At 64.4% G+C, this 21,537-nt stretch carries 15 protein-coding genes, 1 other RNA gene and 1 pseudogene; 6 read left to right on the top strand and 11 right to left on the bottom strand.

Going from position 1 to position 21,537, the window contains the following annotated elements; translation table 11 throughout:
- The first annotated feature begins 1,200 nt into the window (after positions 1-1,200).
- Positions 1,201-2,904, top strand: a complete 1,704-nt coding sequence (locus tag IQ16_RS42165) for a recombinase family protein (RefSeq protein WP_011084356.1) — start codon at positions 1,201-1,203, stop codon at positions 2,902-2,904.
- On the opposite strand, the pseudogene IQ16_RS47070 reads toward IQ16_RS42165, so the two are convergent.
- From IQ16_RS47070 to IQ16_RS42130, 7 genes and pseudogenes are all read right to left on the bottom strand, one after another.
- Positions 2,877-2,957, bottom strand: a pseudogene (locus tag IQ16_RS47070) (acyl-CoA thioester hydrolase); the annotation flags it as partial. The gene IQ16_RS42165 and the pseudogene IQ16_RS47070 sit on opposite strands and share 28 nt — an antisense overlap.
- Before the next feature lie 76 nt (positions 2,958-3,033).
- Positions 3,034-3,954, bottom strand: coding sequence for a metallophosphoesterase (locus IQ16_RS42155; RefSeq protein ID WP_018646711.1), 921 nt, complete (start codon positions 3,952-3,954; stop codon positions 3,034-3,036).
- A 105-nt stretch (positions 3,955-4,059) separates the two neighbouring features.
- On the bottom strand, positions 4,060-4,929 hold the full coding sequence (locus IQ16_RS42150) for a DUF6869 domain-containing protein (protein WP_018646710.1): 870 nt from the start codon (positions 4,927-4,929) through the stop codon (positions 4,060-4,062).
- An 88-nt stretch (positions 4,930-5,017) separates the two neighbouring features.
- Entirely contained in the window at positions 5,018-6,073 is a 1,056-nt protein-coding gene (gene ruvB / locus IQ16_RS42145; protein ID WP_018646709.1) for a Holliday junction branch migration DNA helicase RuvB, read from the bottom strand.
- Between the two features lie 127 nt (positions 6,074-6,200).
- Positions 6,201-6,818 carry a Holliday junction branch migration protein RuvA gene (gene ruvA, locus IQ16_RS42140; RefSeq protein ID WP_018646708.1) on the bottom strand — a complete coding sequence of 206 codons (618 nt, stop codon included), beginning with the start codon at positions 6,816-6,818 and terminating at the stop codon, positions 6,201-6,203.
- Positions 6,815-7,342, bottom strand: a complete 528-nt coding sequence (ruvC, locus tag IQ16_RS42135) for a crossover junction endodeoxyribonuclease RuvC (RefSeq protein ID WP_018646707.1) — start codon at positions 7,340-7,342, stop codon at positions 6,815-6,817. The genes ruvA and ruvC overlap by 4 nt, the downstream gene beginning before the upstream one ends.
- Positions 7,343-7,576: 234 nt before the next feature.
- Positions 7,577-8,323, bottom strand: coding sequence for a YebC/PmpR family DNA-binding transcriptional regulator (locus IQ16_RS42130; RefSeq protein WP_018646706.1), 747 nt, complete (start codon positions 8,321-8,323; stop codon positions 7,577-7,579).
- A gap of 218 nt (positions 8,324-8,541) precedes the next feature.
- On the opposite strand from IQ16_RS42130, the gene IQ16_RS42125 reads away from it, so the two are divergent.
- Both IQ16_RS42125 and IQ16_RS42120 read left to right on the top strand, forming a co-directional pair.
- Complete coding sequence (locus IQ16_RS42125; protein ID WP_018646705.1) at positions 8,542-10,290, top strand: methyl-accepting chemotaxis protein; 1,749 nt, start codon at positions 8,542-8,544, stop codon at positions 10,288-10,290.
- Positions 10,291-10,409: 119 nt separating this feature from the next.
- Positions 10,410-11,834, top strand: coding sequence for a methyl-accepting chemotaxis protein (locus tag IQ16_RS42120; RefSeq protein WP_018646704.1), 1,425 nt, complete (start codon positions 10,410-10,412; stop codon positions 11,832-11,834).
- 163 nt (positions 11,835-11,997) lie between these two features.
- Here the strand turns inward: IQ16_RS42120 and IQ16_RS42115 are convergent, their stop codons facing one another.
- On the bottom strand, positions 11,998-14,433 hold the full coding sequence (locus IQ16_RS42115; RefSeq protein WP_018646703.1) for a murein L,D-transpeptidase catalytic domain-containing protein: 2,436 nt from the start codon (positions 14,431-14,433) through the stop codon (positions 11,998-12,000).
- A 1,116-nt stretch (positions 14,434-15,549) separates the two neighbouring features.
- Between IQ16_RS42115 and IQ16_RS42110 the strand changes: the two genes are divergently transcribed.
- Genes IQ16_RS42110 through IQ16_RS42100 form a run of 3 tightly spaced genes read left to right on the top strand, consistent with a single transcriptional unit; the run spans position 15,550 to position 19,531 of the window.
- Positions 15,550-16,014: a (2Fe-2S)-binding protein gene (locus IQ16_RS42110; RefSeq protein WP_018646701.1), complete on the top strand. Its 465-nt coding sequence runs from the start codon at positions 15,550-15,552 to the stop codon at positions 16,012-16,014.
- Positions 16,015-16,022: 8 nt separating this feature from the next.
- Positions 16,023-18,191: a xanthine dehydrogenase family protein molybdopterin-binding subunit gene (locus IQ16_RS42105; RefSeq protein ID WP_018646700.1), complete on the top strand. Its 2,169-nt coding sequence runs from the start codon at positions 16,023-16,025 to the stop codon at positions 18,189-18,191.
- Positions 18,188-19,531 (top strand): c-type cytochrome, encoded by a 1,344-nt coding sequence (locus tag IQ16_RS42100; protein WP_018646699.1) that lies wholly within the window; start codon positions 18,188-18,190, stop codon positions 19,529-19,531. Before IQ16_RS42105 ends, IQ16_RS42100 begins: the two co-directional genes overlap by 4 nt.
- Positions 19,532-19,727: 196 nt before the next feature.
- Here the strand turns inward: IQ16_RS42100 and IQ16_RS42095 are convergent, their stop codons facing one another.
- The 3 genes from IQ16_RS42095 to ssrS all read right to left on the bottom strand — a co-directional run bounded on the left by IQ16_RS42095 (position 19,728) and on the right by ssrS (position 21,477).
- Entirely contained in the window at positions 19,728-20,552 is an 825-nt protein-coding gene (locus IQ16_RS42095) for a TIGR00282 family metallophosphoesterase (RefSeq protein ID WP_018646698.1), read from the bottom strand.
- The gene (locus IQ16_RS42090) at positions 20,530-21,126 is read right to left on the bottom strand and encodes a 5-formyltetrahydrofolate cyclo-ligase (RefSeq protein ID WP_018646697.1); all 597 of its coding nucleotides are present in this window, start codon (positions 21,124-21,126) and stop codon (positions 20,530-20,532) included. The genes IQ16_RS42095 and IQ16_RS42090 overlap by 23 nt, the downstream gene beginning before the upstream one ends.
- Before the next feature lie 190 nt (positions 21,127-21,316).
- Positions 21,317-21,477, bottom strand: a non-coding RNA gene (gene ssrS, locus IQ16_RS42085) — 6S RNA.
- Between the last annotated feature and the right edge of the window lie 60 nt (positions 21,478-21,537).

The raw sequence follows: 21,537 nt of genomic DNA, 5'->3' as shown, positions 1-21,537 counted from the left end.
GGACGTGGGGGACAATGGAGAGCAGGTACTGCTTACTCGCTCACCGCTGTGAGTGCCCTGCCGGCGGCCAATCGGCTCCTTGGTTCGGGCGACGATCAGAAGGCGGCGAACGATTATCTGCTGACCTGCGCTTCCTCGGAGACGACAAGGATTGAAGCAACGCAATCCACCGGGAGCAACAAGCCGCCGCATCGCCCATCAGACGCGTTTCCACGGTGAAGATCAGCGCTTGCGAGGCCGGTTCGTGGAAAATTTTCGCGATTGGATGGGCTCCTGCAAAAAGATTGTCTTTTCAGACTCCACCGCATTTTGCGGCACCGGCCGAAGAAGGCCTCCCTTGTGGTCTTCCATATCTCCCCAAGCGTCGAAGGTAGTGGCTAAAACAGGCGGCGTCTCAGCAATTCCTCCGTGCGTATACTCAGATCAGGACAACCGCATCTAGCGTCGTGCGCCACGATTTGTCGGCCGACCGCCGGATTTCACTGATCAATGAAGCCGTCTCGTCTGCGGCAACCGCTGGCATCAGACGGAGCGGATAACTGCACCGCTAAATATGGACACGGGCATCGGACTTTCGTCGCCGTCAGGCGCAAGTTTTTTTACTCCGCCTTGTTTGGCAAGAATTCTCTCGCCTACGACCGGTATCGCAGGAATGCGCTAACGCCCGATGTGGAGCACCGCGACACCAGAAAACTCTCATTTTCATTAACCGCTGCAGCGGTCAACATGATTGGACCCACAATTACTCAGATCGAGACTTCCGTGAGCACTCCAGAGGCAAACGTCAAGTGTGGACCTTCTGTGATTTCTGTCGGCGCACGGCCAAGGCTGACGAAAGATGTGGTTGAAGGACGATCTGAACCTGAACACCACGCCGACGAAAATTGTGAAATCAGCGGGGGGTGTCTGCCGGCGCGATCGACGCTCCGAATAACAGAAGCAGGCGCCGCAAGTGATCACAGCCCAGCTATCGCGCTGGGCGACAATTTACGTTAACGTTTGCCGGTCGGTCCATATGCGTACTCGAATCCGATCGCCTCGGAGGCAGAAGGCGATCATCCGACCGCTTGATCCTTCCCACCCTCAGGGTTGGGATAATCCTGACAATGAGGAAGTTTGGCTTGAGCTGGCGCGCGCCATCGGACGGCAGATTGCACGAGACGAAAACGACGGTTTGGAGCAGCCAAAAGGAGGAAGGGCATGATGACGAGGCCAATAAAAAAGAGGGCCGTGTTATACGCCCGCTATTCGAGCGACATGCAAAAGGCGACCTCGATTGACGGTCAGCTATTGCTCTGCCGGAAGATCGCGGCACGCAACGACCTAGATGTCATCGGTGCATTTGTTGATGCCGCGAAGTCTGGCCTAACCGAAAATGCGAGGGACGGCTATCAGCAATTGCTCAATGGCGTGCGAAACCATGATTTTGATGTTGTGATCGTTGAGCATTTCGATCGCCTGTCGCGCGATCCCGCAACCATCCAGCGTCTCAAGCAAGTTTTCGAGTTCAATGGCGTTGAGCTGATGGATCAGAAAGGCGTTTACGCGACTGCCACCGACATCAGCATCGCAAGTCTCTACAACACGATTTATAAGCCGCAGCTCGCCGACAAGGTTCGGCGTGGCCATGATAATGCTGTCGCTAGTGGAAGAATTCCTGGCTCATACGCTTACGGTTACCGGCCAAGGCCGGGCGCGCCCGGTGAGCGCGTGATCGATGAGAACGAAGCGAAGATCGTGGTCCGCATCTTCACCGAATATGTATCGGGGCGTTCAACCCGAGATATTGCGGCCGATCTCACGCGCCAAGGCTTGCCCTCGCCTGGCGCCACCCGTCACAAGAACAAGGCTGGTCGCACGACCTGGAATCATCAGTGCATAACTGGCGGTCGCCACGGTCGCGGCATTATCGGCAACGAGCTGTATATCGGCGAAATACATTGGAACGTTCGATCAACAATTCTGAACCCGGAAACGCAGAAGAAACAGAAACGCCGCAATCCGGACGACCGGCACATCATTGTCAAGAAGCCCGAGTTGCGGATTGTTCCGCAAGTGCTTTGGGACAGGGCGCAGAAGGTTCGCAGCGGCCGCGCCATCCATATGTTCGGACCGACGGGCAAGCCGCGGCGCCGTCCTGTGATCCCGCGCAATAATGAGCACCCACTTGCTGGGGTCCTCCGGTGTGGTGTCTGCAACGGGAATATGCGAATCGCTCAATCCTCCAGGAATGGCGCTCCGCGCGCCGCATGCGCCAATGCGCATCAACGAGGCACGTGTGAGCACACTCGGAGCTTTGACATGGACGTGCTACTTGAGGATGTCTCAAGCAAAATGGAATTAAAATTGCTTTCGCCCAAAGCGATTGAAGAGGCGATGCGTGCTTGGAAGGAGGAGCGTAAGAACGATCGGAAAAAGAACAGCGAACACGCAAATTTAGAGCGTAGACTCCGTACGTTGACCACTGAGATCGAACGCTTGTCATATGCCATCGCAAACAGCCGTCGCAAGCCGGATGAGTTGCTCAAGCGGATCGATGAGTGCGATGTGGAACGGGAAACCGTTAAGGAGCGCTTGCGGCTGCTGGGTAGTGGCAGCGAAAACGTGATCCCGTTCGACCATCCAAAGTTCGGTGACCGATATCATTCGGAGGCCAAGAGACTGGTCACCGCGCTGAGGATTAATCCGAAGGCCATCGAAACCCGCGTCGCCTTTCGCAACTTGATCGACAGCATCGTGGTGCATCCGGTTCGCAAGCGGATGCCCTACGAATATACTCCGTACCTGAACAGCGCTTCCCTTTCTAGCATGAATCTTTTCCCCGAAAATCGACGCAAGACGAGAGAGATCAGTGCGTTCGTCTACTATGATAACGTCAAGTCAGAGAAATCCGTGTCCTCGTAGTAGACGCGGACCTGCATGTGGTGGCGGCCGTCGCGGATCTCGCCGTCGAGATGGGCAGTCACGTCGCGAGCCTCTTCGCTTGTCGCTGTCGCTCCGTTTTGCGCAAAAACCGCGGTCCGCGCAAGCGGGTCAGGACACTACCGGCGCGGCCCGCCCCAACGTGACCTCGACGATCTCCGGCGGCACGCCGAAACGGACCGGCATGATGCTACAGCCGAGGCCGCCGGAGATGATGACGTCGCATTTCAGCCTGACGTGACCATAGGCAAGCCGCAGCCCCTGCTGCTTCGGAACAGCCGGCGACCAGCCGAGCAGGCGGACCTGGCCGCCATGGGTGTGGCCGGACAATTGCAGCGCGACGCGCGCGGGCACGCGCGGCGCGATGTTGGGCTCGTGTGCGAGCAGGATCACGGGCGCGTCGTCGGTGACCTTGGCGAGTGTTGCCGTGAGATCGTCGGCGCCGAAGCGCCCCGTGCTGCGGAAACGCCGCGCCGGCAGAAAGGCGAGCTGATCGCCGAGACCGGCGAGCCAGAACGGGCGGCCGTCCTTGCTGAGGCGCACGGCGTCGTTCTCGTAGACGGGAATGCCGGCCGCCTCCAGCGCGCGGTGCGCGACCGTCGGCCCTTGCCCTGCCTGCTGCACGGCCCTGTCGACCCAATAGTCGTGATTGCCCATGACGGCGTGGACGCCGAGCGGCGCCTTCAGGCCCGCCAGCACCCTCGCCCATTCGCTCGACGGAATGAAGCGCGTGACCTGGTGAAGGCCCGCGACATAGTCGCCGAGCAGCACGATGAGGTCGGGGTTGAGCGCGTTGGTGCGATCGACGATGCCCTCGATCCGCTCCAGCGACATCCAGGGATCGCAGGCATGGATGTCGGCGATCGCGGCAATCTTCAGCGGAAAATCCGCCGGCCATTGTCGCGGGGTCGGATGGTAGCGGGTGACGCGGAGCCGCAGCACCGGCTCGATCCCGACGCCGTAGGCAGCGGTCGAGACGCCGAGCGCGGACAGGCCGCCGATGGAACGGATGAAATGACGGCGCGTGATCATGGAAGCCCGATGGTGATGCTGCTCCTTGATGCGACCCGATTAGAGCGGAATTGGGGTAGGCTCGTGCAGGCCGTCTGCAGCTGCGTGCAGAGGCCTGCACAAAACTTACCAGCGGCTCTCGCCGACCAGCGCATCCAGCCGCGTCTTCAGCTCGTCGGACGCCCTATAATACCAGACACCGCCGAGCAGATCACGAAAACGTTCGTTGATCCTCGCCTCGTGCTCGATGCGGTCGATCGTGCCGACACTGATCACGTCTTCGAGGGGACCAGCGGCCAGCAGGGCCAGCAGCACCGGATTGGACTCGATCTTCACGATCTCGAGGATCAGGTCGATCATCCCGTCGGGATCTTCCTCGCGCAGGTCGCGCTCGAAGTCCATGATCGCAAATAGATTGTCGTCCTGGTCGCGATCGGACCTCGAATATTGCTCGACCCAGGCGTGGGCGAGCTCGGAGACCGACATGCTGGCGCAATCGAGCGGCTCGCGCGGCGTGCGCTGCGCCAGATGGTCAACCTGCCAGGCCTCGCTGTCGGCGATGCGCGCGATGCGGGGCGTCAAGGGTTCGTCAGGGCCACCATGCACGCCGCCGAGCAGCCAGCGCAGCCGGTCATTGTGCGCGGCCTCGCGCTCGATCCGCGCGATCACCTCCGGGCCGTGCGCATAGAGCAGCGCCAGCAGGAATTTGTCGTTGAGCTGCATCACCGTCGGCTTGTCGGCCTCCGTCTTCAGCACCCCCAACACCAGATCGAGCGCAGCCTGCGGCAGGCGGTGCGGCAAATGGTCGAAATAGAGTTTGATGGCCCAGATGCTGCCGGCCTGGTCGCGCCGGCTGACGCGCTGGAGCGCGCACCACATCGACGCCAGCTCACTGATCGGCAGGGAATCGAGGAAGGCCTCGGTCTGGTCGGGCGTGCGCAGCTGCGGTGCCGCCGCGACGGTCTCGAGCAATCCGCTATCGTCCGCTGGCGCCATTCCTTCCCACTCCAATCCTCGGCGGCGATCACGCCGCGCGTTCGGATTAGTGATCGAATGAAACCCGCGGGTTCATCGGCTGCGGCGATCAGTCGTCGCTCTCGTCGGTGCCGAACAGGCCGAACTGTGCCGCATCGCGATTGGGTTCGGCGAGGCCGAGATGGCGGAAGGCATGCGAGGTGAGCAGGCGGCCGCGCGGGGTGCGCTGGAGATAGCCGCACTGGATCAGATAAGGCTCGATGATGTCCTCGATCGCATCGCGCGGCTCGGAGAGCGCGGCGGCCATGGTCTCGACGCCGACCGGGCCGCCGCCATAGTTGAGCGCGATGGTCGAGAGATAGCGGCGGTCCATGGCATCGAGACCCGCGGCGTCGACCTCGAGCGCGCTCAATGCGTGGTCGGCGATCTTGCGGTCGATCGTGTCGGCATTCGCCGCCGACGCAAAATCGCGGACACGACGGAGCAGGCGGCCGGCGATGCGCGGCGTACCGCGGGCGCGGCGCGCGATCTCGTTGGCGCCGTCCGCGCTCATGCCGACATTGAGCACGCGCGCGCCGCGGCTGACGATGCTCTCGAGCTCCTCGATGGTGTAGAAATTGAGCCGGACCGGAATGCCGAAGCGGTCGCGCAGGGGATTGGTGAGGAGGCCTGCGCGCGTGGTGGCGCCGACGAGGGTGAATTTCGACAGCTCGATCTTCACCGAGCGCGCCGCCGGGCCCTCGCCGATGATGAGGTCGAGCTGAAAATCCTCCATCGCGGGATAGAGCACCTCTTCCACCGCGGGGCTCAGGCGATGGATCTCGTCGATGAAGAGCACGTCGCGCTCTTCGAGATTGGTGAGCAGGGCGGCGAGATCGCCGGCCTTGGCGATGACAGGGCCTGACGTCGCACGAAAGCCGACGCCGAGTTCTTTCGCCACGATCTGCGCCAGCGTGGTCTTGCCGAGGCCGGGAGGACCGACGAACAGCACGTGATCCAGCGCCTCGCCGCGCTTTCGCGCCGCCTCGATGAAGATCGAAAGGTTCTTGCGCGCCTGCTGCTGGCCGACGAAGTCGGACAGCGATTGCGGACGCAGCGCAGTGTCGCCGACATCGTCACTGCGACGCTCGGGCGAGACCATGCGGGAGGCTTTGGGATCGCTCACCTAGCGAACTCCCCGTAGGGTGGGCAAAGGCGCTCTTGGCGCCGTGCCCACCATATCTCTCCAATCGCTCCAAAAGTGGTGGGCACGCTGCGCTTTGCCCACCCTACGAGACTGACCATTGCCGCACTCACTTCGCCAATTCCTTCAAGCCGAGGCGAATCAGCTGCGCCGTTTCGGCGCCTTCACCCGCGCTGCGCGAGGCCGAGGCAATCGCGGCGGCCGCCTGCGGCTGGCCGTAGCCGAGATTAACCAGCGCGGAGATCGCATCCGCCACCGGCCGCGGCGCGCGCTGGTCGTCGACGGCGCCGGCGAGATGTACGACGGCGGGATCCACACTGGCAAAGGCCGGCGCCTTGTCCTTCAATTCGGTGACGATGCGCTCGGCGACCTTGGGGCCGACCCCGGGCGTGCGCGACACCGCGGCCTTGTCGCGCAGCGCGATGGCGTTGGCGAGATCGGAAGGCTGTAGCGTGCCGAGCACCGCGAGCGCGACCTTGGCGCCGACGCCCTGCACGGTCTGCAGCAGGCGAAACCATTCGCGCTCCTGGTCGGTGCGGAAGCCGAACAGTTTTATTTGATCCTCGCGGACGTAAGTCTCAATCGACAGCACGGCGGCTTCGCCGGGCGAAGGCAGATGCTGCAGCGTGCGCGACGAGCAGTGCACCTGGTAACCGACGCCGCCGACGTCGAGGATGACGAAGTCCTCGCCGTAGGTGTCGATCAGGCCCTTGAGCTTGCCGATCATAACCCCGCCACCTTCAGCCTGAGCGCCGTGCTCTGGCGGTGATGGGCGTGGGTGATGGCGATGGCGAGCGCGTCGGCAGCATCCGCGGACGGCGGCTCGGCTTTCGGCAGCAATATCTTCAGCATCATCGCGATCTGTTGCTTGTCGGCGTGGCCGGCGCCGACCACCGTCTTCTTGACCTGGTTCGGCGCATATTCGGCGACACTGATGCCGAACATTGCGGGCGCCAGCATGGCGACGCCGCGGGCCTGGCCGAGCTTCAGCGTCGCAACGCCGTCCTTGTTCACAAAGGTCTGCTCGACCGCGGCTTCCATCGGCTGGTGGCTGGACAGGACGGACGCGAGCCCTTCGTGGATCGCGAGCAGCCGGCTCGACAGCGGCAGATCGTCCGGCGGTTCCACCGAGCCGCAGGCGACATAGATCAGCCGATTGCCCTCGGCCTCGATCACGCCCCAGCCGGTGCGGCGCAGGCCGGGGTCGATGCCGATGATGCGTACGGGGCCACGAATCGGGAGCGCAGTCATGGGCCAGTGATAGCGGCTGGCCGCGGCGGGGGAAACAGAAACAGAACGGAAGTAACAGGGGAAAGCGGTCTCGTGCCCCGGGCGCGACGCAGCGCAAAGCGGTGCAGCGCTGAACCGGGGCCCATATTGCCGCCGGCATATGAGGCATCATGGGTCCCGGCTCTGCGCAGCAGCGTACCGGACGATGCTTCGCATCGCCGGGGACGCTGCAGCGCGTCCGGGACACGAGCTGCCCTACCCGCCCATCTTCGCAACAAGCGCGTCCGACACCTCGAAATTGGCGTAGACGTTCTGGACGTCGTCGTGCTCGTTGAGCAGGTCCATCAGCTTCAAGAGCTTCTCACCGGTCTCGTCGTCGACCGCGACCGTGTTCTGCGGCTTCCAGATCAGCGCGGCCTTGCGCGGCTCGCCGAATTTGGCTTCCAGCGCCTTGGCGACGTCGCGATAGCTTTCGGTCGAGGCGTAGATCTCGTGGCCGCCTTCGCCCGAGACGACGTCGTCGGCGCCGGCCTCGATCGCGGCATCGAGCACCGCGTCGTCATCGGCGACGCTGCGGTCATATTCGATGATGCCGGTGCGGTCGAACATGAAGGAGACCGAGCCGGTTTCACCGAGATTGCCGCCGGATTTGGTGAAGAAGGAGCGGATGTCGGAGGCGGCGCGGTTGCGGTTGTCGGTCAGCGCCTCGACGATGACGGCGACACCGCCGGGGCCATAGCCCTCGTAGCGGATCTCGTCATAGTTCTCGCCGTCGCTGCCGAGCGCCTTCTTGATGGCGCGCTCGATATTGTCCTTCGGCATGTTCTCCTGGCGCGCGGCGATCACGGCGGCGCGCAGGCGCGGGTTCATGGCGGGGTCGGGGGTCCCCAGCTTGGCCGCGACGGTGATTTCCCGCGCCAGCTTGCCGAACAGTTTCGACTTCTGCGCATCCTGCCGCCCCTTGCGGTGCATGATGTTCTTGAATTGGGAATGTCCGGCCATGCGTGGTCTCTTGAGGAATAGTCAGCCAAAGGTGAGCGTGGGAAGCGCGGCCTTATAGGCCGCCAACCCACCGGAATCAAAGGGCCGTGAGGCTTCAAGGTAGCACTGTAGAGATAGCCACCCCAACGGTCCGTGCCCAGATGTCGGGCATTGTTAACCCTGATTTCATTCCGACCTGCGAAAATAGCGTCCGCCCGCCCGCCGACAAGAGAGACCTCATGGCATTCGGACTGTTTCGGAAGCGTCCGCCGGACACGGCTGCGCCGGCGGCCACCCCGCAGGCTGCGCAGCCGGCGACCATTCCCGAGCCGGTCCCGGCCAATGAGGGCGATTCGGCCAGGGAAATCCTGGAACTGCTGGAACTCGAGCTCGGGGCCATGATCCGCCAGCTCGAACGCGCCGCCAATTCGGTGGCCGGCGGAGCCGAGGCGACCGCCACAACGCTTGCCGCCATTCGCGACCGCACCGACGCCCTGACCGGCCGCACCAACGCCGCCCAATCGACCGCATCCACCTTCGCCCATGCGGCCGACAAGTTCACCCAGTCCGCGCAAGGCATCGGGGCGCAGGTGCGCGCGGCCGGCAAGCTCGCCGACGAGGCCAGCGCCGCGGCACAGGAAGCGCGCGCCAATGTCGACCGCTTGCGCGAGTCCTCCGCCGCGATCGGCAACGTCGTCAATCTGATCGCGCAGATTGCGCGGCAGACGACGCTGCTCGCGCTCAACTCGACCATCGAGGCCGCACGCGCCGGCCCCGCCGGCAAGGGATTTGCGGTGGTCGCCACCGAGGTCAAGGCGCTCGCGGTGCAGACGCAAGGCGCGACCGAAGAGATCACAAAAAAGATCGACGCGCTGCAGCGCGATGCCGCGGGCTCGGCCGATGCCGTGCACCGCATCTCGCAGGCGATCGAGGCGATCCGCCCGGTGTTCGAGACCGTCAACGGCGCGGTGGCCGAGCAGAACGCCACCACGAGCGAAGTCTCCGGCAATGCCGCGAGCGCGTCGGAGTTCATCATCTCGGTCGGCGAGAGCGCGGCCGAGATCGACGCCGCGACCAAGGCGGCCGAAACCCATGGCGAGAGCGTCGCCAGCGCCGGCAAGGCCGTCACCACCTTCGCCCGGAAGCTGAAATCGCGCTGCGCGGTCCTGCTGCGCCAGAGCGAGCACGACGACCGCCGCAAGACCGAGCGGCTGCCCTGCCACCTCAAGTTCGAGAGCGCGCGCGGGCTGATGCCGGTCTATGAAATCGCGATGGACGGCGTCCTGATCGGCGGCCCGGACGCCGGCCGGCTGGCGCCGCAGGCGATCATCGAAGGCAGCCTCGAACAGGTCGGCGCCTGCCGCCTGCGCGTGACGGAGCAGTCCAAGGCCGGTGTCCGCGCGCAATTCGTCAGCCCCAATGCCGAGCTCTGCGAGAAGATCGAGGACAAGCTCTGGTCGATCCACGAGGAGAACACCGAGTTCGTCACCCGCGCCATGGAAGCGGGCACCGCGCTGACCGCTATCTTCGAGCAGGCGGTTGCGCGCGCCGAGATCAAGGTCGACGACCTCTTCGACACCGACTATGTCGAGATCGCCGGCACCAATCCGCAGCAATACCGCACCCGCTATCTGGACTGGGCCGACCGCGCGCTGCCGCCGTTCCAGGAAGCCTTTCTCGCCAAGGACCCGCGCATGGCGTTCTGCGCCATGGTCGACCGCAACGGCTTTTTGCCGGTGCACAACAATATCTATTCGCATCCGCAGCGGCCGGGCGACGTCGCCTGGAACACGGCCAACAGCCGCAACCGGCGCATCTTCAACGATCCGGCGGGGCTCGCCGCCGCCCACAACCAACGCTCGTACCTGGTCCAGAGCTATGCGCGCGACATGGGTAACGGGAACACGGTGATGATGCGCGAGATCGACGTGCCGATCCGCGTCAAGGGCCGGCACTGGGGCGGATTCCGCACCGCTTATAAGCTGTAATGCCCGCTCTCGTGCACTCCTGGGCAAGACGCCGGACGCGAATCATCCTCTAAGGTCAAAACTGGAATGGGAATGCCGCCGAGGGCCGATCACCGGCTCGGACTGGAGAAAGCGCGTACATGTCCCTGGCACAACTTGCAGTACTGGACACCGGATCGAACCGGACGCTTGCCGAACGCCTGATCGATCAGCTTGCCGACCGCATCGGCGGTCTCGGCGTCGAGCTCGCCGACATCGCCGGCAACGTCCAGGAAGTGGCCAACCGTGTCGCCAACCAGTCGGAACGGTTCCACCATCTCCAGAAGACGGCGGAGACGATGGTCTCGGCCAACCACGACATCGCCAACGCATCGCAGGCGGTGCAAACGACGACGTCCGCGGCGGTCGGCGAGATCGCGCAGTCGCGCAGCGCGGTCGATACCGCCGTCAGCCACATCTCCGAATTGGTCGCGGCGGTGGAGCGGATCGAGGCGCGGCTGAGCGCGGTGGGCTCGGCGCTGGCGCAGGTCGCAAAAGTGTCCGGCTCGATCGAGGCGATCGCGAAGCAGACCAACCTGCTCGCGCTCAACGCAACCATCGAAGCCGCGCGCGCCGGCAATGCCGGCCGCGGCTTTGCGGTGGTCGCGAGCGAGGTGAAGAACCTCGCGGAAGCCACCCGCCAGGCCACGCACCAGATCTCCGACACGGTGCGCGATCTCGACGGCCAGATCGAAGGCCTGATCGGCGAAAGCAGCGACGCCTCGCAGCGCGCCAAGACCGCCGGCGAAGGCGCCCAGCAGATTTCCGGCATCATCTCGCGCGTCCAGCAGGGCTTCGCCTCGGTGGAAGCCGAGATCGACAGCGTCGCGCGCGCGGCGACCTCCAATCTCGGCCACTGCGACACCGTCATCAGCGAGCTCAACGAGCTCGCCAAGGGCGTCGACCTGTCCTCGCGCGATCTCAAGAGCGCCGATCAGCGGGTGACGAAGCTGCTCGACACCTCCGAAGGCCTGATCGCGCTGATCGCCGACAGCGGCGTCGAGACGTCGGACGCGCCGCTGATCCGCGTCGTGGTCGAAACCGCCAAGCGCATCACGGCCGAGTTCGAGGCCGCGATCGACCGCGGCGAGATCACGCTCGATCAGCTCATGGACGAGAACTACCGCGAGATATCAGGCACCGATCCGAAGCAGTACAACACCAGCTACGTCGAATTCACCGATCGCGTGCTGCCCGCGATCCAGGACCCGGTCCAGAAGTCCGATCCCCGCATCGTGTTCTGCGTCGCCTGGGCCAGGGGCGGGTATCTGCCGACCCACAATCCGAACTACCGCCTGCCGCAGGGCAAGGACCCGGTCTGGAATAACGCCAACTGCCGCAACCGCCGCCTGTTCACCGATCGCGCGGTGAAGAAGGTCGCGGCCAACACGAAGCCGTTCCTGCTGCAGACATATCGCCGCGACATGGGCGGCGGGCAGTTCGTGCTGATGAAGGACCTGTCCTCGCCGATCGTGATCCGCGGCAGGCACTGGGGCGCCTTCCGGATGGGCTTTCGCCAGAGCTGACGGGCGGCGCGACGGCGTCCCTGAAATAAAAGCTCGAAAACAACCCCATGCACAGTAGCCGGGGTGTGCGGAATCAATGGCTTGCGCATGATCGATTGAAGTCGGCATCGGCCGACAGTGCCAGGCGTTAAGGGGTTAGGCGGTCGAACGGTCTCCGCCGAAGTCACGGTCGCGGCCAGCCCGCGTGAATATGCGTCGAATGGCCGGCATCGCCGGGCCCGAGCACTTCCGTTGCTCCAAGCTCGCGGCAGCGTTGCTGAAACGAAGCAGCCGACGGGCCGGCGCCCACATGCTGGCCGTTGATTGTGTTGATGTCGGCGGTGCACCCCGCGTAGTGCCGGGAGTTCGTGTTGTGGCTGCCACCGCAAAACTCCGATACCGAGAAGCTGAACGATTCCGCCAAATCGAGCATGCCTCTGAGCATGCGGGGATCGAGGTTGACCACACCGCCGGGAGCGTTTCCGTAGGAGCTGCGGTGAGCCGCGCGCCCCTCAGCCGTGTCCTTGATGTTGTCGAAGGCCGTGGCGTTGTCCTGGACTCCCGAGGAATGCCCGCGGGCAAGCACGATTTTCGGTGATTGTAGTATTCGCATTGCCAGCGAGGCCGTCGTTTCGCTGGCATCCATTGCGAGATGGGCCGCCGGCGGCTCGAGCTCGCTCCAGACTTCGTCCGCTGCGCTGTCTGCGACGAAGCGCGCGTCAGCAGGCCGGGTGGCTTTCGAATACCACGCAAGGACGAGAGACCCCCCGGTCAATGCGCTCACGACCTCCGTAGCATACCGATTCTCGACGGCGAGACATCCGTCGCTCCGTCCTATCCGGCCGGTACGCCTGATCATATCCTGGGAAACATAATCCGCGCCGTGCACGACAACGGCGCGCGCGCGAGCGTTGGAGTTGGACGGTTCAAGGCCATCGAGGCGCATCGAAAAGCCGTGCGCTCCATTATAGGTCTCGGCGCAATGGTAGACACCGAGCGACGTGCAGTTCGACCGGGGTTGATTGGAGAAGACGCTCGCATAACCGTCGTCCGTCGGGCCCTCAGATCCCTTGCCGTGAGCGCAGAGGTAGGACTGGACGTGGTTGTCCCTGACGTCGAACAGGAAGAGTCTGGGCTCGCTGGATCGCCGGTCGAAATCGGCAATCGCCCAGTAGCGGGCCGATATGGGAGCGCCGTGGTCGTTCCTGAATCTGATCAGGGTGTCCATCGGCGCGGAGAGTTCATGGTTCGCTGCGAGCTCGCGCAAGATCGCCTCGTCGTTGTCGCGCGCGGCGACTGCGGGAGCGTCCGCCACGGCCGGCTCCGCCAGCAGGGGGCTCGCGAACGCCGCCACATCCATTGCGGGGCCCCGGGTGACGAGCATCGGCGCGCTGCCGAATGCATCGACGAACGTCACGTTGCGATCGATCGAAACGCCGCCGATCTTGTCATCCGGAATGATGTGCTGAACCATGCAGTAACCACGGTGCGGAATGTCGGGCACGTTGCTGCCGGACTTCCAATAATGTTTTGTCTTGAGACTTAAATAGAGCTCATCCGCAGACAGAATGCAGTTCGCGCCGACGTAAACACCTGTCGTATAGCCGGCGCTCTCCACCTCCTTGAACCAGGCATTGCAATAGGCGATGACCGCGCTCGCCGGCGTCCCCGCCGCGATCCCCTCCAGATCGAGCCATACGCTGGACTTCTCCGGCAACCCGATGGCCCGGGCATGCGCAGCGGCGTTGTCGCCGCACTCGACCCCGAGCGTATCGGAAGGTGTCCAGCCGGACGGAGCGACATGCTGGACCGCCATGACGGCAAGCCCCGCGTCCAGGATGATATCGAGCTCGTCGGCGGTCAGGTCCTTGGCAGGCGGTTTCGCTTTGCGCGACAAATAGCGGATCGCGAACTTGAACCCCGCTTCTTTCAGGGCCTTGGCCGTCGTCGCCGTCAGCTTCGTATTCGCGTCGAATCCATGCATCCCGGCCTCGGCCGGTTCTGCTCTCACGCTGGGAATACTGTCCGCCTCCACGCTGTCCGATCGCAACGCCCGGATCATGGAAGGAGCCCCCAGCACGGCTAGAAACTCGTCGACGGCGTCTCGGCGCAGCCATTCGTCAATTTCATGTCGCTTGACGGGGCCATTGGCCCTTACGGTTCGGCGCAGAAGGCGAGCAATGTATTCCATCGCCAGAAGATGGTCGCGCTTCATGGCCTTTTGGAATGCGTTCCCATCCAGTGAGCCGACCTTTGTGAGAACAAGATTCTTGAGCTCCGGCCCAAATACCATGGAGTTCGCACTGACCTGCCAAGCGCCCGCTTCAATCGTGGTCGGCGTCGTCGATGTCGGATTGTGGCTATCGACACCTGCGTTCCAGTCCCAGGATGATTCAAAACCCGCAAGCACGCGCATCACTTCCAGCATGGCGGCGCGGCGATGCGGAAGCCCCTGCCAGGGGCCGAGCACCTCGACCACGCTCGAATAAACGTCTGCGTTTTCGTTCGGGGCGAAGATGTCGTCGGGCGCCGTTCTGCCCCAGGCAATTAATTCATCGAGAAAACCGTCCGGCGGGATACCGCGATTGAGAACCTTCTGCTTCGTCGCACGGAAAGCCATCGTGAGATTCTCCCTCGCGTGTTCGTGCGGATTGTTGGTTTAATGATGCCAGCCAACAATTTGGCTTTGCAGTCGCCGTTCTACCAAAAGATGAATGCATGACTTCTGCGATCAGACCCTGGCCCTGGTCACAAGTGATGTAACCGTGTCTGGGCGATTACGCGGCAGGTAGCGGAGGGCTGCACCGCCGGCCGCATCAGTGACGCCGACATGAACCGCAACGTTCGCCCTGGAGACCCGGCAAACCATCGCGCCCATCCCTACCCGCCGGCCCTTCAGGACCACGCCCTGCGGGCCAATCTCGCCTTGCGGCCCGGCCTCACCGCGCTCGCCTTTCGGGCGCCGGCACCCTGTGGATCGTCAACGACGATACCAAAACCAAGATTGCCGAGCAGAACCAGAGGGCTCTGTTGCGCCGGCTCGCCAAAAGTTCTCATAGCCCGATGGGGCCGCAGGGTGACATTGGACCGCAGGGGCCGCGCGGTGAGATTGGCCCGATGGGGCCGCTGCCGGGGAGCCAGTGCTGGTGTGGTCGGTCATGGGCGGGCGGACTGACGCGGCGCTTGGTCAAGTAGTCACCGACCGCCGCGTATTTCACGATGCTACATCAAGGTGGGAATGCCGGCAAGTAGTGGCATCTCAGGACATATTCCAGGACGCGATAAGCCGGGTACTGGCGATCAGCGAGACTGATGCAAGAGGCAGCCGCGGCCTGACACCCCATCCCCGGATATGTCGCCAGGGTCGACCAAGCGGAAAACAACGGGTCGACAGATCTCGCAACAGCATGGCCTTCTGAACAAGACATGCTCGCCACCGCCCGACTTTCCCGATCGCACGAATTTCGTCATTGCACGGCTTTGCGCATTCGCACGACGATTTGCGAAGGCCGACGACGCGCGCGATGAAAATGCGTCAAAAAATGACGATTATCATATCAATTAGCCCAAAACGCTCGCGCGATCCCGCACGAATTCGTGAAAGTCATGGCCTGTCGCTTCAACCGCGCAAATATGCATTGCGAGAAATAACGATGCTTCATCGCTTCGCATCGATATGATTAGGGTCGCGCGCAAATCGCCGACGCCGTAAGCGCTCGTCGAGCAAGGGGATCACATGGCAACAACTCTCATCGTCAACGGCGAAACGAAATCGTTCGACGCGCCACCTGAAATGCCCTTGCTGTGGGTGCTGCGCGACATCCTCGGCATGACCGGCACCAAGTTCGGCTGCGGCATCGCGCAATGCGGCGCCTGCACGGTGCATGTCGACGGCAGGGCGGTGCGCTCCTGCGTGCTGCCGGTGAGCGCGGTCGAAAACCGCACGGTGACCACCATCGAGCATGTCGGCAGCACGCCATCAGGCGCGAAGGTGCAGAAGGCCTGGCTGGAGGCCGAGGTGATCCAGTGCGGCTATTGCCAGTCCGGCCAGATCATGGCGGCCGCGGCGCTGCTGGCGGCAACGCCGAACCCTGACGATTCCGACATCGACGCCGCGATGGCCGGCAACATCTGCCGCTGCGGCACCTATGTGCGCATCCGCGAGGCGATCAAGCACGCCGCCAATGGCCGGCAGTCGTGAGGTCCGCCATGAATGCACACAACAACCTCACCCGCCGCGCGCTGCTGACCGGCGGCCTCGCCACCGGCTTCGTGCTCGCCTTCCATCTGCCGCTCCGCGCAGCCGTCAACGAGCCGGTGCAGCCGCGCGATACGACCGAGGGCAAGTTCGCGCCCAACGCCTTCATCCGCATCGACGAGACCGGCCGCACCGTGCTGATGATGCCGCAGGTCGAGATGGGCCAGGGCACCTATACCTCGATCTCCGCCGTGCTCGCCGAGGAGCTTGATGCCGACTGGGGCAAGGTCGAGGTCCAGCACGCGCCTCCCAACGACAAGCTCTACGGCAATCCGACCTTCGGCCTGCAGGTCACCGGCAATTCCAACTCGATCCGCGCCTGGTGGCTGCCGCTGCGCAAGGCCGGCGCCACCGCGCGCGCGATGCTGGTGCAGGCCGCCGCCAGCCAGTGGGGCGTCGAGCCTGCAAGCTGCACCGCGTCGAAGGGCGAGGTCGCGCATGCCGCGAGCGGCCGCAAGCTCGGTTACGGCGAACTGGCGCTCGCAGCGCAGGGCCAGACGCCGCCGAAGGACGTCGCGGTCAAGGATCCCCGGGATTTCGTCCTCATCGGACAGCCGCTGAAGCGGCTCGACACGCCGGACAAGGTCAACGGCAAGGCCATCTATGGCATCGACGCGATCCTGCCCGGCATGAAGTTCGCGACCGTCGCGGCCTGCCCGGTGTTCGGCGGCAAGGTCGGCAAGGTCGACGACAGCGCCGCGGTGAAGCTGCCCGGCGTGCGCAAGGTCGTGGTGCTCGACGACATGGTCGCCGTGATCGGCGATCACATGTGGGCGGCAAAGAAGGGCCTCGAAGCGCTTAAGATCGAGTGGAACGAGGGCCCCAACGCTGAGATCACCACGAAAGACATCTGGGACGATCTGCGCAAGGCCAGCCAGAAGGACGGCGCGGTCGCAAAGTCCGACGGCGACATCGCCAAGGCGCTCGCCAGCGGCGACCGGTTCGAGGCGGCCTACGAGCTGCCCTTCCTGGCGCATGCCTCGATGGAGCCGATCAACGCCACGGTGCACGTGAAGCCCGACTCCTGCGAGATCTGGACCGGCACGCAGATCATGACGCGCGTCCAGTCGGAGGCGGCGAAGGCCGCTGGGCTTCCCGTCGACAAGGTCATCGTCAACAACCACCTGCTCGGCGGCGGTTTCGGCCGCAAGCTCGAGCCCGACATGGTGATCGCGGCGGTGAAGATCGCCAAGCAGGTCGACTACCCCGTGAAGGTGGTGTGGACCCGCGAGGAGGACATCCAGCACGACGTCTACCGTCCGGTCTATCGCGACCAGATCACGGCGTCGCTGGTCGACGGCAAGGTCGCGGGCTGGAAGTACAAGGTCGCCGGCTCCGCCGTGCTCGCACGCTGGCTGCCGCCGGCATTCCAGAAGGGCATCGACATCGACGCGATCGATGCCGCGGTGGATGCGCCCTACGACTTCGCCAATTTTCACGTCGAATATGTCCGCGCCGAGCCGCTGTCGGTGCCAACAGGCTTCTGGCGCGGCGTCGGTCCGAACAACAACGTGTTCGCGGTCGAATGCGCGATGGACGAGCTCGCGCGCAAGGCCGGCAAGGGCCCGATCGAGTTCCGAAAGTCCATGCTGACGAAGAACCCGCGCATGCTCGCGGTGCTGGGCCAGGTCGCGGAGAAATCCGGCTGGGGGCAGCCACTGCCGCCCCGCGTCGGCCGCGGCGTCTGCGTGCAGCCGTCCTTCGCGAGCTTCATCGCGACCGTGGTCGAAGCCGAGATCGACGACATCGGCGAGATCACGCTCCGCCGCGTCACCTCGGTGGTCGACACGGGCATCGCGGTCAACCCCGACACGGTGAAGGCGCAGATCGAGGGCGGACTGATCTTCGGCCTCACCGCCGCGCTCTATGGCGAGATCACCATCGACAAGGGCCGCGTGCAGCAGTCGAACTTCCACGACTACCGCATGATGCGCATCAACGAGACGCCGAAGATCGAGGTGATCGTCGTGAAAAGCGGCGAGGCGCCCGGCGGCATCGGCGAGGCCGGCGTCAACGCCGGACCGCCGGCGCTGCGTAACGCGATCTACGCGGCAACCGGCGTGGCGCTGCGGCGCCTGCCAATCGATCGGAAACTGCTGGCTGCGGGGAAGAAGGCATGAGCAGGACAATGCGTATCCTCGGAAGCCTCGTCGTGATTGCCATCGTGGTGGCGGGACTCGGGGCCTGGATCATCCGCGGGCCCGGCCCGCTCGACTTTGCCGGCGGCAGCAAGGTGGCGCTGGCGGATTACCGCGCCGGCAAGCCCACGGGCGTGCCGGCCAGGCTGGAGAAAGCGAGCCTGGTCGAACGCGGCGAATATCTCGCCAAGGCCGCCGACTGCATGGTCTGCCACACCAAGCCCGGCGAGAAGGACTATTCCGGCGGGCTCGCGTTCAAGCTGCCGTTCGGCACGCTCTACTCGACCAACATCACGCCTGACAAGGACACCGGCATCGGCAATTACAGCGATCAGGATTTTCTGAACGCGGTCCAGCACGGCAAGCGCCGTGACGGCGCGCGGCTCTATCCGGCGATGCCGTACACGTCCTACACCTTCATGACGGACGAAGACGTGCTGGCGGTGAAGGCCTATCTGTTCAGCCAGCCGGCGGTGCGGGCCAAGGCGCCGGACAATACGCTGTCCTTCCCGTTCAACCAGCGCTGGGCGATGATCGTCTGGTCGGCCGTGTTCAATCCGGATACGCGATTTATGCCTGACACCTCGAAGAGCCCGGAGTGGAATCGTGGTGCGTATCTTGCGGAGGCACTGGCGCATTGCGGCGAGTGCCACACGCCGCGCAATCTCGGCTTCGCGCTGGACAATCGCAAGAAGTTCGCCGGCGCGATCACCGCGGGCTGGCGCGCCTTCAACATCTCCTCGGACAAGGCGACGGGTCTCGGCAACTGGAGCGACCAGGATCTGATCTCGTATCTGTCGCTCGGCCATGCGCCGGGCCACGGCTCGGCTTCGGGCCCGATGGGCGAAGCAGTCGATCACAGCTTTAGCCAGTTCGCGCCCGAAGACATCCGCAGCATCGTTGCCTACTTGCGCAGCGTGCCGCCGCAGCCCTCGCCCGACCTGCCGGCCACCACGGCGCCTGTCGCCCCCGCCTCGCATCGCGACGGCGTCACGGCGGACGCGCGCGGCAAAAAAGTGTTCGCCAGCGCCTGCGCCAGCTGCCACGGCTGGAGCGGCGAGAGCCCGGTCTCGCCGATGGCGACGCTGACCGGCACCTGGGCCGTCAACGACCCCGCCGCCACCAACGTCGCGCAGATCGTGATCTCGGGCACCAGGCGGCATACGCCTGACGGCGCCCTGTCGATGCCGGCGTTCGGCAACGCGTATACGGACGACGAGATCGCAGCGGTGGCGAACTACGTCACGGCGCGGTTTGGGACCAAGGGCTCGAAGCTGACGGCGAAGGATGTCGCGGAGCTGCGGGAGCAGACGGCGGAGTAGAGGGCTGCTCTTACCCTCCCCTGGAGGGGGAGGGTCGCTGCGCATGTAGCGAAGCGAAATGCGCAGCGGGGTGGGGTGACGGTCTCTCCACCCCGAACGCTGCCCGTGGGGAGAGATCACCCCACCCCGCTCGCGCTGCGCGCGATCGACCCTCCCCCTCCAGGGGAGGGTGGCAGCGGAATTTGACGCGCCGCTGCTAACTCAACCAGAACCGCGGCGTCGCCGGCTCCAGGCGGCCGCCGACGCGCACCGGTGCAATCTTCAGCGCGAGCCCCGTTGCATCGTCCGTCTCCACGGCCACGCCGCTGAGCGTCGCAGCGCCTGCGGCCGGCTCGAAGCGGCTTGACGGAATCCCTGATGTGAACCGGCGCAGCGGTTCTTCCTTCTGCATGCCGATGATGGAGTCGTAATCGCCGGTCATGCCGGCGTCGGTCATGTAGGCGGTGCCGCCTGCGAGGATCTGGTGGTCGGCGGTCGGCACATGCGTATGGGTGCCGACGACGAGGCTGGCGCGGCCGTCGCAGAAGAAGCCGATGCCCTGCTTCTCGCTGGTGGCCTCGCAATGGAAATCGACGACGATGGCGTCCGCGGCGACGCCGAGCGGGCAGGCGCCGAGCTCGCGCTCGAGCGCAGCGAAGGGATCATCGAACGGAGTCATGAAGACGCGGCCGAGCGCGTTGACGACGAGGGCGTGCTTGCCGTTCTTGGTCTCGACCAAGGCGGCGCCGCGGCCGGGCGTCCCGCGCGGATAGTTTGTGGGGCGCACCAGGCGGTCGGCGCGCTCGATGAACACCAGGGCCTCGCGCTGGTCCCAGGAGTGATTGCCGAGCGTCACCGCATCGGCGCCGGCCTCGAGAAACTCCTGGTAGATCGCTTCCGTGATGCCGAAGCCGCCGGCCGAATTCTCGCCGTTGACGACGACGAAATCGAGCGACCAGTCCTTGACCATGCCGGGCAGATATTCGGCGACGGCCTCGCGCCCGCTACGGCCGACGACATCACCCACGAAGAGAATGCGCAACTTCAGAACTCCGGAAATCGAACACGTCCGATTCCGTTAGCACATAATCCAGCGCCACGTCGTGGGATAGTGCCGGAACCGCCTCGATCTCCTGCGCCGCAAACGCAAGGCCGATGCCGACGATGTGCTTGGTCTTGCGCAGATGCGCGAAGGTGAAATCGTAATGCCCCGCGCCATAGCCGATGCGATGGCCGAGGCGGTCGAAGGCGGCGAGCGGCGTCAGCATGATGTCGGGGATGACCTCGGCGGCTGCCGGCGACGGCTCGGGAATGCCGAGCGGGCCGAGCATCAGGCGGTCGTTCGGATGGAAGATGCGGAAGATCAGCGATTGGCCGCGCGCGGTGACGCAAGGCAGCGCCAGCCTGGCGCCCTGCTCCGCAAGCGTCTTCAACAGCGGCATCGGATCGATCTCGCTGCGGATCGGCGAATAACCGGAGACGATGCTGCCGGGCAGCAGCTCGAATGGCAGCCCGCGCTTGGCGAGCTTTGCGGCCGCTGCCGTGCGCTTCTTCTCGCTCAGCGCATCGCGCTTCGCGAGGGCTTTGGCACGGAGCTCGGCTTTGGAGTTGGACATGCGCTTTGGTCCCCCACGTCATCACCCGCGAATGCGGGTGATCCAGTATTCCGAGGCGGTGGTGATTCACACAAAGGCCGCGGCGTACTGGATGCCCCGGTCCTCCGTGCGCAATTGCGCACTAGGGGGCATGACACCTGTTGAACTGGCCGCAGTCCGTTTCAACAAGCACAAACCAAGCAAACAAAAGTGCGAAGCCGCGTACGCCGTTGAAGCACTCGATCCCGGAGTTCCCTACGAAAGTAGGTGGGCACCATATGTCCGGGCCCACGGGCCCGGCCAGGGACAGTTCCCTAAAGGATCGATAAGGCCCCGGGGATATATGGCTCCTGACGCACGTCGCAGCCTCGCCTGCGCAATGTAACAACGATGCTGACGAATCGCCAGCCCGGCGAGCGGCTTCGCTGTCGC

The organism is Bradyrhizobium huanghuaihaiense (genome assembly GCF_007830635.1).
Taxonomy (GTDB): Bacteria; Pseudomonadota; Alphaproteobacteria; order Rhizobiales; family Xanthobacteraceae; genus Bradyrhizobium; species Bradyrhizobium huanghuaihaiense.
This window is presented reverse-complemented; position numbering and strand designations above follow the sequence as displayed.